The organism is Mesorhizobium sp. WSM4832, from assembly GCF_055811115.1.
In genome coordinates this window covers 38115-50676 of sequence record NZ_JBVVQH010000021.1, presented here as the reverse complement: position 1 = coordinate 50676, position 12562 = coordinate 38115, and the positions used below count along the sequence as shown (strand labels likewise).

The 12562-nt window shown below is 64.5% G+C and carries 13 protein-coding genes; 5 read left to right on the top strand and 8 right to left on the bottom strand.

Annotation, left to right across the window (positions count from 1 at the left end; genetic code table 11):
- The first annotated feature begins 43 nt into the window (after positions 1 to 43).
- Entirely contained in the window at positions 44 to 217 is a 174-nt protein-coding gene (locus AC0L2L_RS25705; RefSeq protein WP_188131508.1) for a hypothetical protein, read from the top strand.
- A 2-nt stretch (positions 218 to 219) separates the two neighbouring features.
- Here AC0L2L_RS25705 and AC0L2L_RS25700 read toward each other — a convergent pair whose 3' ends face one another.
- Genes AC0L2L_RS25700 through phnG form a run of 3 tightly spaced genes read right to left on the bottom strand, consistent with a single transcriptional unit; the run spans position 220 to position 2409 of the window.
- Entirely contained in the window at positions 220 to 1335 is a 1116-nt protein-coding gene (locus AC0L2L_RS25700) for a carbon-phosphorus lyase complex subunit (protein ID WP_473582280.1), read from the bottom strand.
- 1 nt (position 1336) lies between these two features.
- Positions 1337 to 1948, bottom strand: a complete 612-nt coding sequence (gene phnH / locus AC0L2L_RS25695; RefSeq protein WP_473582278.1) for a phosphonate C-P lyase system protein PhnH — start codon at positions 1946 to 1948, stop codon at positions 1337 to 1339.
- Positions 1948 to 2409, bottom strand: coding sequence for a phosphonate C-P lyase system protein PhnG (gene phnG, locus AC0L2L_RS25690; protein WP_473582277.1), 462 nt, complete (start codon positions 2407 to 2409; stop codon positions 1948 to 1950). The genes phnH and phnG overlap by 1 nt, the downstream gene beginning before the upstream one ends.
- A 134-nt stretch (positions 2410 to 2543) precedes the next feature.
- On the opposite strand from phnG, the gene phnF reads away from it, so the two are divergent.
- On the top strand, positions 2544 to 3281 hold the full coding sequence (gene phnF, locus AC0L2L_RS25685; protein ID WP_473582449.1) for a phosphonate metabolism transcriptional regulator PhnF: 738 nt from the start codon (positions 2544 to 2546) through the stop codon (positions 3279 to 3281).
- 303 nt (positions 3282 to 3584) lie between these two features.
- On the opposite strand, the gene AC0L2L_RS25680 is transcribed toward phnF, so the two are convergent.
- The 5 genes from AC0L2L_RS25680 to AC0L2L_RS25660 all read right to left on the bottom strand — a co-directional run bounded on the left by AC0L2L_RS25680 (position 3585) and on the right by AC0L2L_RS25660 (position 10255).
- A complete protein-coding gene (locus tag AC0L2L_RS25680) occupies positions 3585 to 4601 on the bottom strand; it encodes a zinc-binding alcohol dehydrogenase family protein (RefSeq protein WP_473582275.1) in 1017 nt (338 codons plus the stop codon).
- Between the two features lie 69 nt (positions 4602 to 4670).
- Entirely contained in the window at positions 4671 to 5636 is a 966-nt protein-coding gene (locus tag AC0L2L_RS25675; protein WP_027165420.1) for an ABC transporter permease, read from the bottom strand.
- Positions 5633 to 7186 carry a sugar ABC transporter ATP-binding protein gene (locus tag AC0L2L_RS25670; protein ID WP_473582273.1) on the bottom strand — a complete coding sequence of 518 codons (1554 nt, stop codon included), beginning with the start codon at positions 7184 to 7186 and terminating at the stop codon, positions 5633 to 5635. Before AC0L2L_RS25670 ends, AC0L2L_RS25675 begins: the two co-directional genes overlap by 4 nt.
- A 147-nt stretch (positions 7187 to 7333) precedes the next feature.
- Positions 7334 to 8329 (bottom strand): ABC transporter substrate-binding protein, encoded by a 996-nt coding sequence (locus AC0L2L_RS25665; RefSeq protein WP_027165418.1) that lies wholly within the window; start codon positions 8327 to 8329, stop codon positions 7334 to 7336.
- 420 nt (positions 8330 to 8749) lie between these two features.
- Positions 8750 to 10255: a UxaA family hydrolase gene (locus AC0L2L_RS25660; RefSeq protein WP_473582270.1), complete on the bottom strand. Its 1506-nt coding sequence runs from the start codon at positions 10253 to 10255 to the stop codon at positions 8750 to 8752.
- A 255-nt stretch (positions 10256 to 10510) separates the two neighbouring features.
- On the opposite strand from AC0L2L_RS25660, the gene AC0L2L_RS25655 reads away from it, so the two are divergent.
- From AC0L2L_RS25655 to AC0L2L_RS25645, 3 genes are all read left to right on the top strand, one after another.
- Positions 10511 to 11413 (top strand): GntR family transcriptional regulator, encoded by a 903-nt coding sequence (locus tag AC0L2L_RS25655; RefSeq protein WP_473582268.1) that lies wholly within the window; start codon positions 10511 to 10513, stop codon positions 11411 to 11413.
- A gap of 147 nt (positions 11414 to 11560) precedes the next feature.
- On the top strand, positions 11561 to 11908 hold the full coding sequence (locus tag AC0L2L_RS25650; RefSeq protein WP_473582266.1) for a DUF2946 family protein: 348 nt from the start codon (positions 11561 to 11563) through the stop codon (positions 11906 to 11908).
- A gap of 90 nt (positions 11909 to 11998) precedes the next feature.
- Positions 11999 to 12559 (top strand): copper chaperone PCu(A)C, encoded by a 561-nt coding sequence (locus AC0L2L_RS25645; protein WP_473582264.1) that lies wholly within the window; start codon positions 11999 to 12001, stop codon positions 12557 to 12559.
- The last annotated feature ends 3 nt before the right edge of the window (positions 12560 to 12562 follow it).

Sequence of the window (12562 nt, the reverse complement as noted above, 5' to 3'; positions counted from 1 at the left end):
CTGTGGTAAGAAATTGGTGCTTAAGACGCGAGAGCGGGCCCACATGGACTCCACCGGTTGGTTGCATCTTGGCGTGCTGCTGCTGGTGTTTGCCGGCATCGTGGCCTTTGTGCTGTGGAAGATGGTCCTGCCCGCGCCAAAGGCGCCTCCACGTGGCGAGACCGTTGCTGGCGCGCGTGGTTTTATCGGCCTGTGGTTCGGTGGCGGCGGGCGTTAGGGTCATTCCGCCGCCTCTCGCTTTTCCTCGGCGGCCTGGTTCTCGTTTTCCCGCGCCTCGTATTCGGCGCGCATGCGGCGAACGAGGCCGAGCTCGGCCTGGAAGTCGACATAGTGCGGCAGCTTCAGATGCTCGACGAAGCCGGTCGCCTGGACATTGTCGGAATGCGAGATGACGAACTCCTCGTCCTGCGCGGCAGCGACGACATCCTCGCCGAGCTCGGCGGCACGCAGCGCCCGGTCGCATAGCGCCATCGCCATCGCCTTGCGCTCGCTCTGGCCAAAGACGAGGCCGTAGCCGCGGGTGAACTGCGGCGGCACCTTGGCCGAGCCCTTGAACTGGTTGACCATCTGGCATTCGGTGACGCGGATCGAGCCGAGCGGCACGGCGAAAGGCAGTTCCGGAACCTCCAGCTCGAGCTCGACTTCGCCGATGCGCACCTCGCCGACGAAAGGATGGTTGCGGGCATAGCCGCGCTGCGTCGAATAGCCGAGCGCCAGCAGAAAACCCTCGTCGCCGCGCGACAGGGCCTGCAGGCGGATGTCGCGCGCCATCGGGAATTGCAGCGGCTCGCGGGTGATGTCGCCAGGCACGTGGTCGAGCGGCATGTCGCCATCGGCTTCGATCAGGCCTTCATGGGCGAGGATGGCGGAGACACGCGGCATCGCTTCGGCCTCGACCGGACGCTGCGCCGGCGTTTCGACCTCGGTGCCGGCGGCGAGTTCGGGATCGAGCAGTCGGTGGGTATAGTCGAAGGTCGGGCCGAGCACTTGCCCGCCGGGCAGGTCCTTGTAGGTGGCCGACACCCGCCGCTCGAGTTGCATCGCGCCGGTATCGACCGGATTGGTATAACCGAAACGGGGCAGCGTGGTGCGGTAGGCGCGCACCAGGAAGATCGCCTCGATCATGTCGCCGCGCGCCTGGACGACGGCTAAAGCGGCGAGCTCGCGATCATAGAGCGAGCCTTCGCTCATCACCCTGTCGACGCCAAGCGCCAACTGCTCGACGATCTGGTCGAGGCGCAGCGCCGGCACGGAACGATCGCCGCGGCGGCGATCGGCCAGCAGGCGATGGGCGTTGGCTATAGCGGCCTCGCCGCCTTTCACCGCGACATACATGTCATGCCTCCATCGTCTTGATGCGGGTGGTGCGCGGCAGGCAGGCGAGGCTGCCGGGCGCCGCCAGGATGATGTCGACGCCGCGCGGGAAACGCTGGTTGTTCTGCTTCCATTGCTCGACGAAATGGCGCGGCATGCCGGTCGGCGCGATCATCGCCGTCTTTTCGATGCCGGGGCCTTCGAGCAGCAATGTCGGGCCGGAACCGAGATCGCTGGTGAGCAGGATTAGCGTCGTCGAGCGGTCGGGATATTCCTGAGTGCCTTGCGAGAAACCGTCGAGCGCCACCATTTCCGCCGGTTTGGCGATCAAGGCGAAATGCGCGTCGGCCGGCGTGTTGGCCAAAGGCGCGCCGGTGTGAAAGCCGAGCCAGGCCTTGACCGAAGCTTCGGCCTGCAGCGGCGGATCGAGCCAGAGCGGCGTGTCGTTGTCGCAGAGCGCCAACGCCACGGCGCCGGCCGTTGCCGACAACGGCGCCGGCGGATGGGCGAGCTGCTGCAGGGTCTGGACCGTGCCGGGGCGCGCCATCGCGTCCATGATGGCGCGGAAGACGATCTGCGCGTTGAAGACCGGTTCGGTGAAACCGCCGTCGATCGATTGCGTGGCGATATCCATCAGTCCTCTCCGCGCACCATGGTGAAGAAATCCACTTTCGTGGCCGCCGTTTCGACCCGCCGCGTCTCGCGCGCCGCATCGAGCGCCGTGCGCAAGGGCGCGGCCAGCTTCGTCTCGACCGCCTCGCGGTGCGCCGGGTCCTGCCACAGCGCGTCGGCAATGGCTGCCAGCTTAGCCTTGCCCTTGTCGCGGCCGAGCGCGTAGGAATGGCCGACCTGCCCGGTCGGCAGCCGCACCGTGGCGCGGGTGACGGTCGCCTCGCCGACATTGAAGGGCGCGCCGCCGCCGCCGATCCGCCCGCGCACCGTTACCAATCCGGTCTCCGGGCCGCGCAAAAGCTCGGCCTCGGAAGGCAGGCCCGACTCGTTCCACAGACGGGCGATCTCATCGGCCGCGGCATGCGCCAGCGTCGCCATCAAGGCCTTCCGCCCAGCCTGCTCGCGCGCTTCCTGTCCTCGCATGGCATCGCTCCTGCATATCGGAATTTGTCTATTGATATAGACAATTATACAAATTATACTTATCTCGTAACGAGAGTCCATGACGGGTGGATGACAGGCGCAAGAAATTGCTTTGGGGGCAGTGAGTGGTCGGACTGGCGGGCAGCATCGAAAGACGCAACGGCGTGTCGCTGTGGCGGCAGATCGCCGACAGGATCTTGCAGGGGATCGCGAGTGGCGATTTCGCCGAGAATGCAGCGCTGCCGCCTGAAGTCGTGTTGGCGGCGCGCTACGGCGTCAACCGCCACACAGTGCGCAGCGCCATCGCAGCACTTGTGCAGGAAGGCGTGCTGAGGGCCGAGCAGGGGCGCGGCACCTTCGTCTTGTCGCGCAAGCGTCTGTCCTATCCGATCGGCGCGCGCACGCGCTTCTCGACCGGGCTGCAGGGGCAGACGACCGAACGGCATATCGCGCTATTGTCGTCATCGACAGAGCCGGCCAGCCGGCGCATCGCCGAGGCGCTGGCTATAGCGAAGGGCGCGGCCGTCATCCGCCTGGAGACACGCGGCGAGGCCGACGGTCACCCGGTGTCGCGCGCGACGACCTGGTTCGATGCCGGACGCTTCACCGGCATCGAATCCGCCATGGCCGAGACGGGATCGATCACCGCCTCGCTCAAGCGCTTCGGCATCAACGACTATCTGAGACACTCGACGGTGCTGTCGGCACGTCATGCCGATGCCGACGACCTTGCCGCGCTGGATTTGCAGCCCGGCGCCATCGTGCTGGTCACCGTCGCGGTCAACGTCACGCTCGACGGCCAGCCGATCCAGTTCGCCGAGTCGCGCTTTCCCGCGGAACGGGTGGAACTGAGGCTGTCGGGCGGCGATTAGCCTTCGGCATCGTCATCTTCGGACGATAAACCGGAGGTCGTCATCCACGGGCGGAGCGACGCGAAGCGGAGCGCAGACCCGAGGATCCATTCCGTAACCTTGATCGTAGAGCGCAGCGGAGCAGAATTCTGGATCGCTGCAACGCGTCGACGTCACGGAATGGATCCTCGGGTCTGCGCTGCGTCGCTACGCTCCTTGCTCCGCCCGTGGATGACGAAGGGATAGGCGCTTCTGCCAACCACCAAGACTGCGACTTGCCGGGGCAGACAACCATCCAGTTAGCGAGACCTCGATGCGGGCTTCCTAGCCGACCTCGATAACCGCCTTGATCAACCCCGACTTCTCATGCGTCCATCTGGCGAGATCCCGCGGCGTTCCGGCGAGCGTCGTGCGGTGGGTGACGAGCTTGGCGAGCGGCACGGCACCGTTGCGGATCGAAGCGGCCACATGCTCGAAATCCGCCTTCAGCGCATTGCGGCTGCCGATCAGCGTCATCTCGCGCTTGTGGAATTCGGGGTCGGAGAAGGCGATGTCGTCCTTGACGACGCTGACCAGCACCAGCGTGCCGCCATGCGCGACATGGACGAAAGCCGACTGCACAGACTGGGTGTTGCCGGTCGCGTCGAAGACAAGATCGAAACCTTCGCCGGCGGTTGCCTGCCGCACCAGTTCATCGGCTGTTGCCTTCGAACCGTCCAGCGCGGCAAAGCCGAGTTCTTTTTCGGCGAAGCCGAGGCGCTCGGCGCTCATGTCGAGCAGGCTGACGTCTTGCCCTGCGATGCGCGCGAAGATCGCCGTACCGAGGCCGATCGGGCCGGCGCCGATGACCAGCGTGCGCGCGCCGGGCATGCCAAGCGATCGGCGCACCGCATGCGCGCCGATGGCCAGGAATTCCACCGCGGCGGCGTCGGCCAGCGACAGGCCGTTTGCCGGGTAGAGGTTTTGCGCCGGTACCAGGATCTCGTCGCACATAGCGCCGTCGCGGTGGACGCCCAGCACTTCGATCTTGACGCAGCAATTCGGCTTGCCATGCCGGCAGGCAATGCATTTGCCGCAGGCCAGATAGGGATTGATGATCACCGGCTCGCCGACGCTGATGTCGACGCCTTCACCCGCCTCGACGATCGTGCCGGAAACCTCGTGGCCCATGATGCGCGGATAGGCCAGGAAGGGATGCTTGCCTTCGAAGATGTGGTAGTCGGTGCCGCAGATGCCGACATGGCTGACCGCGACGCGCGCCCAGCCGGGCGGCGGCGCACCGGGGTCGGCGCGGTCTTCGAGGACAAGCTCGCCGGGCGAGCGGCAGACAACGGCTTTCATGGGCAATCCGAAGCAAAAAAGCGCGCCGGCCTCGGTCTCGCGGGCCGGCGCGGAAGTTTCAGGGAGGATTCATTTGCCGCGACGGCGCAGACCGTCGAAGTAGACGATGACGATGATCAGCAGGCCGGTGATGATCCGCTGCCAGAAGGCATTGACGTTGAGCAGGTTGGCGCCGTTGTTGATGGTGGCCAGGATGAAGGCGCCGAGCAGCGGCCCATGCACCGAACCCACCGCGCCGAACAGCGAGGTGCCGCCGATCACCGACGAGGCAATCGCCTGCAGTTCCCAGCCTTCGGCCTGCGTCGGGTTGCCGATGCCGATGCGTGAGGCGAGCAGCACGCCGACGAAGGCCGCGCACAGGCCGGACAGCGTGTAGGCCATGTAGATGGTGCGCTGCACGTTGACGCCGGACAGGCGCGAGGCCTCTGCATTGGAGCCGACCGAGAACAGATAGCGGCCCCAGCGGCTGTGATGCAGGAACACGTAGGCCGGAATACCAACCAGGATGACCATCCAGAACAGGTTGGGGACGCCGACGAAGGAATTGCGCGAGAACTCCTGGAAGGCGTCGTTGTTGATCGAGATCGAATTGCCGTTGGTCATCAACAGGCCGATGCCGCGCAGGGATGTCAGCGTCGCCAGCGTGATGATGAAGGGCGGCAGGCCCATTTTGACGATGCCGAAGCCGTGGAACAGGCCGATGGCGACGCCGACCAGAAGAGTGATCAGGATAGCGAGGAAGACCGGCAGGCCGGCATTGATCAACATGGCGGCGATGACGGTGGTGAAGCCGACCACCGCGCCGACGGAAAGATCGATGCCGCCGGTGATGATGACGAACGTCTGGCCGACCGCCAGGATGGCAATCATCGAACCTTGACGCAAAAGGTTCGAGATGTTGTTGGCCGAGGCGAAGCTCGTCGTCGCCAGCGACAGGATGACCCACAGCAGAACCAGCAGCGCCAGCAGCGTCAGCCCGAACAGGGCGTTGTAATTTCGCTTGGGCTTTTCGACGGCGATGGCCTCGGTGCTCATGTCTGACCTCCCTGCTTTTCTTGTTTCTCGGCAAGCGCCTGCGTGAGAATTTCCTCGTGGTCGGCGGTGCGGAAGCCATGCGTGGCGACCAGCTTGCCGCGCCGGAACACATGCAGCGTGTCGGCCAGTTCATAAACTTCCGGCAGATAGGACGAGATCAGGATGATGCCGGCGCCTTTCGACAGAAGCGCGCTGAACAGCCGGTAGATCTCGGCCTTGGTGCCGACATCGACGCCAACCGTCGGCTCGTCGAAGATGAACAGCTTGGCGCCATGCGCCAGCCATTTGCCGATGACGATCTTCTGCTGGTTGCCGCCGGACAGGCTGGAGGCGAGCGCATTGCGCGTCGGCGTCTTGATGCGCAAGCCGGCGATCTGGCGGTCGGCCTCGGCCTTTTCCTTGGCACCGGAAATCAAAAGGTTGCTCGAGATGCGCTTGTAGATCGGCAGGTTGAGGTTCATGCCGACCGGCAAATTGAGGCACAGGCCCTGATCGCGGCGGCTTTCCGGCGCCAGCGCCATGCCGAGCCGGATCGCGTCGTGCTCGGAATTGACCTGGACTTCCTTGCCCTGCCACAGGATCTGGCCGGCCGACTTCCGGTGGCGGCCGTAGAGCGTGGTGACGAACTCGCTGCGGCCGGCGCCGATCAGGCCGTAGAGGCCGACGATCTCGCCGGCGCGGACCGTCACCGAGACATTCTCGAAGCCTTTGCCCGAGAGGTTCTTCGTCTCGACGATCGCGGCCCCGGGGGTGAAATGCTCCTTGTGGTAGATCTGCTCGATCGAGCGGTTGATCATCATCTTGACCAGCTCGGCGTCGTTTGTCTCAGCGATGTTCCTGGTGCCGACGAGGGTCCCGTCGCGCAGCACGGAAACGCGGTCGGCGAGCTCGAACACTTCCTCCATGCGGTGGCTGATATAGATGATGGTGACGCCTTCGCTCTTGAGCCGGCGGATCAGCTTGAAGAGCTGGTCGGCTTCCTTGCGGGTGAGGTAGGCAGTCGGCTCGTCGAAGATCAGGAACTTGGTGCCGCGCACGGTTGCGCGGGCGGCGGCGATCAGCTGCTGCTGGCCGATGGTGAGATCGCCGAGCACGACGTGCGCCGGCAGGTCGAAGCCGAGCCCGTCGATGATCTTCTGCGCTTCCTTGACCATGGCGCGCTGCTGCAGCAGGCCGAAGCGGGACTCCTCCTCGCCGAGGAACATGTTGGCGGCGACGGTGAGATGGCGGCACAGCACCACCTCCTGGTGGACGGCGTTGATGCCCAGCGCCATCGCCTCATGCGGGGTGGCCAAAGCCGCCGGCTTGCCTTCCCAGATGACCTCGCCCGAGGTGCGCGGCATGACGCCGGTCAGAAGCTTGATGAGGGTGGATTTGCCGGCGCCGTTCTCGCCGACGATGGCGTGGATCTCACCCGCCTTGAAGGCGAGTTGTACAGGCTTCAGCGCATGCGTGCCGGGGTAGCGCTTTTCCAGCCCGTTGAGTTCGAGGATCGTCCTGCCCGGCTCCAGTGTGGGGGCTGGGTGCAGTTCCTGCGCCGTCGACGTCATGACAATCCTCCCAGATTGGTCTCAACCGTTGGGTACGCAGCGATGCGTCTTAAACGCGAGCCTAAAGCAAGCCGGCGAATTGCCAAGCCGCTGTGAGGATGGTTCCGGGACGACGACGCCGTCCCGGAAACCGATAGGTCTCGATGCTCAGTTGAGCTTCGGGTTGAGCAGCGCGTCGATCTTCGGATCCTTCATGTTGTCCTTGGTGACGAGGTTGGCGCCGGTGTCGACATTGGCCTCGACCTTTTCGCCCTTCGAAGCGGCCAAGGCGGTCTTGATGCCGTCGTAACCCATCCGGTACGGGTCCTGGACGACGAGGCCGGAGATGACGCCGTCATTGAGGAACTTGATCAGCTTCTCGTCGCTGTCGAAGCCGATCAGCCCCACCTTGCCGGCAAGGTTGTTCTCGGCGATCGCCTGGCCGACGCCCTGCGCCATGATCAGGTTGGAGGCGAAGATGCCCTTGAGGTCCGGATTGGCGGTGATCAGGTCGGTTGCGATGTTGAGGCCGGTCGTAGCCTGACCGTCGGCATATTTGTCGGCGACCAGCTCGAGACCCGGATACTTGGCCTTGAGCTGTTCCTTGAACCCTTGCGCGCGTTGCTCGAGCGAGCCGGCGCCGGGAAGTGCTGTGATCAGCGCAACCTTGCCCTCGACCTTGCCGCCATTGGCGGCGCCGATCGCGGCGGCGAGACCGTCAGCGGCGACGCGGCCGCCCTGGACGTTGTCGGTGGTCAGGAAGGACGTGAAGGCCTTGGAGTCGGCGCCGGAGTCGATGCCGATGACCTTGACCTTGGAAGCCGCCTCGTCGATCGGCTTGCCGAGCGCCTTGAACTCGGTCGGCGAGATGACGATAGCGGCCGGGTTGCCGGCGACGGCGTTTTCGAGGATCGAGATCTGGCCATTGACGTCGGTTTCGGCCTGGGCGCCGAGTTCCGGCACGTTGACGCCGAGATCCTTGCCGGCCTTGCGGGCGCCGGCCAGCACGATCTGCCAGTAGAAGGAGGTGGTGTCCTTGACGATGATCGGGATGGTCGCGTCGGCGGCCGAAGCGGGTGCTGAATGCAGCACGCCGGCGAGCATCGAGGCAGCGGCCAGAGCCACGAAGGCACGGCGGTTGAGAAGGCTGGTCACGAATTTCATTAGGTTCCTCCCTAAGTCGCCTGGTTGAAGGTTGCGGAAGCTCCATCTGGGTAGGCGCGGCCAAACAGAACTTTATCAATAAAAAACAGATGCCGTTTTTTGATAGAGCATCGCCATGGTCGATGCAAGCGGTGTCTGGTGCCGTTTGCGTGAAGCGGGATGAGATTATTCGGCTCTTCCGGCTCCTCCCGGGCAGCACGCGGGCGCTTCCGTTCCTCCTTGTTTAGGATGGAACAATAATTCCACAATTCTGTCAATATGGAATATTCATTCCCTCGTAGAATCGCAGAATCGTGAAGGTTGGCTCACCGTTTCACGGAAACGGCGAACCGGTCTATCTCTTTGTTTTGACACAATTCCAGACGGAAGGTTACGGCGAAGACGCCGAACCTAACCGCTCACACTTTTCTTGGAATTGCTCTAGAGCGTCGCGCCGAGATGCCAGGGCACGAACTCGTTGTCGCCATAGCCGAACGCCTCGCTCTTGGTCTTTTGGCCGGACGCCGTCTCGATGATCAGATCGAAGAGCTCGCGGCCCATGCCGGCGATGGTCTTCTCGCCCGAGGCGATGACGCCGCAATTGACATCCATGTCCTCTTCCATCTGGTGATACATGGTCGAATTGGTGGCGACCTTGATCGAAGGCGTCGGCCGGCAGCCGAAGCAGGAGCCGCGGCCGGTGGTGAAGACGATGACGTTGGCCCCGCCGGCGACCTGGCCGGTGGCCGAGACGGGGTCGTAGCCGGGCGTGTCCATGAACACCAGGCCGCTGCCTGTGACCTTCTCGGCATAGCCGAAGACGCCGTTGAGCGGCGTCTGGCCGCCCTTGGCGACCGCGCCCAGCGATTTCTCGAGAATGGTGGTCAGGCCGCCACGCTTGTTGCCGGGCGAGGGGTTGTTGTCGATCGACGCACCGTGCTTGGCGGTATGGTCCTCCCACCACTTCACATAGCCGTCGAGCTTGGCAGCGATCTCGGGGCTTGCCGCGCGATAGGCCAGCAGATGCTCGGCGCCGTAGATCTCGGTGGTCTCGGACAGGATGCCGACACCGCCGCAGCCGGCCAGTATGTCGACGGCCGCGCCCAGCGCCGGGTTCGCGGTGATGCCGGACATGCCGTCAGAGCCGCCGCATTGCAGGCCGACGACGATTTCTGAGACCGGGATCGGCTCGCGCTGCAATTGGCCGACCTCCTCGGCGATCTCGGCCAGCACGCCCATCGCCTTTTCGACCGATTTGCGCGAACCGCCGGCCTCCTGGATGTTGAAATGGCGCTTGCCCGCGGCGACGCCCTTCTGGCCGTAAAGGGTGAGCTGGTTGACCTCGCAGCCGAGCCCGACCATCAGCACGCCCCCAAAATTCGGGTGGCGCGCATAGCCCGCGAGCGTGCGGTGCAGGACCATCATGCCGTCGCCGGTAGCGCTCATGCCGCAGCCCTGGCCATGCACGATCGGCACGAAGCCGTCGATGCCTGGATATTTCGGCAGAAGCGTGCGGTTGGCTTCGCTGGCAATGGCATGGCAGACGGTCGACGAGCAATTGACGCTGGCGATGACGCCGATGAAATTGCGCGTGCCGGCGCGGCCGTCGGCGCGGCGGTAGCCCATGAAGGTGCGCTTGCGGTCGGCCTCGGTGGCGTGCTCGGCCTCGCTCGGCGGCACCACCGGCAAGCGGCCGCTCTCGAAAACCAGATTGTGCGAGTGGACGTGTTCGCCGGCCGCGATGTCCTGGGTAGCGCGGCCGATCGCCTGCGCGTATTTCACCACCGCTTCGCCTTCCGCGATCGGCTTGATCGCCACCTTGTGGCCGGGCTCGATCACGGAAGTCGCGACGGCGCCGCCCGGCAACGGCGTTCCGGTTTCCAGGCGCCCGTTGGCTACGGCGACATTGTCGGCGGGAGAAAGAAGGATGGTGTTTGCAACGTTCACGGGCGGCTGTCCTGGGTGATCCTGGGAGTGCGGGCTGATTGACTTGCGCCCGTTAAAAGGTAATGTCTTTTATCGTGAAAAAACATTTTTGCGTCAATTGTTTTTTCGTCACCGGCAATGCGTGCCGCTCGGACGCGCGCGATTGCCGTTTTGGCAAGCCGGCGAAAAGCGTTCCGCTTTTTGGAGGCTTGCGCTAGGACCACCCATCATATCGCGCTTTCGGCAGGCCGCCGCAAGCGTTGGGGGATACGGGGCATGTCGAAGAGCAACAATGTCTACAAGGACGCCTTCAATCGGTGCCTCAGGCTGCTCGACGAACCCAAGAGCCTGCCATCGGAACCTGAGCTCGGCATGCTGCTCGGCGTCAGCCGCACCACGGTGCGCAGCATCCTTGCACGCATGGAAGAGACCGGGCTGATCGCCTGGAACAAGCGCAGCAAGACGGTGCTGCGGGAACCGCGGCCGGAGGATTTCTTCCCCGAGGAGGAAACCGACTCGCTGGCCGAGATCATCGAGCGATCCTTCATGCGCCGGCTGCTTGCCGGGGGCGCCGAGGCCGGCATGCAGATCAACGAGCTGGAGCTGGCGCGCGAGATCGGCGTCGGCACCACCAGCGTGCGCGAATTCCTGATCCGCTTCTCGCGCTTCGGGCTGATCGAGAAGCGGCGCAACAGCCACTGGGTGCTAAAGGGCTTTACGCGCGCCTTCGCGCTGGAGCTGACCGAGATCCGCGAGATGTTCGAGCTGCGCTCGGCGGCGGCTTTCGCCGCATTGCCACGGGATAGCGCGGTATGGGTCGATCTCGACCGGCTGGAGGCCGATCATCGCCAGCTCGCCAGCGAAATCGCCACGCGCTTCAACGAATTCTCCGAGCTCGACGAGCGCTTCCACCGGCTGATCCATCGCGCTTCTCACAACCGCTTCATCGTCGATTTCTATGACGTGATCGCGATGATCTTCCACTACCATTATCAATGGAACAAGGCTGAGGAGCGCCAGCGCAACGAAGTCGCGGTCCAGGAACATCTCGCCTATATCGCGGCGCTGAAGTCGCGCGATCCCGCCAAGGTGGACGCCGCCTGCCGCAAGCACCTGAAGTCGGCACGCCAGACGCTGCTGAGCTCCATTCCCGAAGGACGGCAGGCGCAGCCCGCCTGACGGCACATTTGCCAGGACACGTTTGGCGGATATCGCGCCGCGTTGCCGCAGCGCGGTTTTGCCGATTTTCCAGCCGCATCGTCCGTGTTACGGTCGATGCGTTCTGGGAGAGGCTTTCCGTTGGATATCCGGCTGAGACGATGGAGCATGCCGGCCGCGATCGTCGCGGCGCTGCTGTTGTTGCTTCAGTCTTCTCTCGGCGCCTTTGCCTTTGGCGCGCCGTCGCAGCTCGATGCATTCGGCAACGTCATCTGCACGCATGAAGGGGCCGCAAAACCCCCGGGCGGCGATCCGCACCAACAGCATATGCCGGCCTGCTGCTCGCTCGGCTGCAACATGGTTTCGCCGGCGCATCTGCCGCCGCCGGTTGCCGGCGCGATCACGAGGGTCCAGGCTTTTGAGGCCGTCGCCTTCCTGCTTCCGGCCTTTAGGCACCAGGACTTTGCCCGCGGCCGCTCCCCGGCGAATCCGCGTGCGCCGCCGACGGTAGTCTGATCCGCGGAAACTTTTCGCGGGCGCATTCATCCAAAGACCAGACTGCTCGCGGCCGCAAAGCGGCGCGATCCTCAACTTCATGGAGCAACCATGTCCAATCTTCTCCCCAGAGCGCGGGCCTGTGCCCTTCGCGACGCGCCGCCGCTCGGCCTGCAACGTCTCGGCCTCGCCGTGTTCGTTCTCCTTCTCCTGCTTGCCTGCATTCCCGGCGCCCGCGCGCATGAATTCAAGGTCGGCGATCTCGAGATCGGGCATCCCTGGTCGCGGGCGACGCCGCCCGGCGCCAAGGTGGCCGGCGGCTACTTCACCGTGACCAACAAGGGCAGCGCGCCGGACCGGCTGCTGTCGATTTCCTCCGATATCTCCGACAAGGCCGAACTGCATGCGATGGGCGTCAAGGACGGCGTCATGACCATGCGGCCGGTCAGCGGCGGGCTGGAGATCCCGGCCGGCGGCAAGGTCGCGCTGAAGCCGGGCGCCTACCACCTGATGTTCACCGGCCTGAAGCGGCAGCCAAAGCAGGGCGAGAAATTCCCCGCGACGCTGACCTTCGAGAAGGCCGGCAGCGTCAAAGTCGAGTTCCTCGTCGAAGGCATGGGCGAGACCGGTAGTGGCGAAATGGGCGACATGGACATGGATCACGCCGAGTAATCC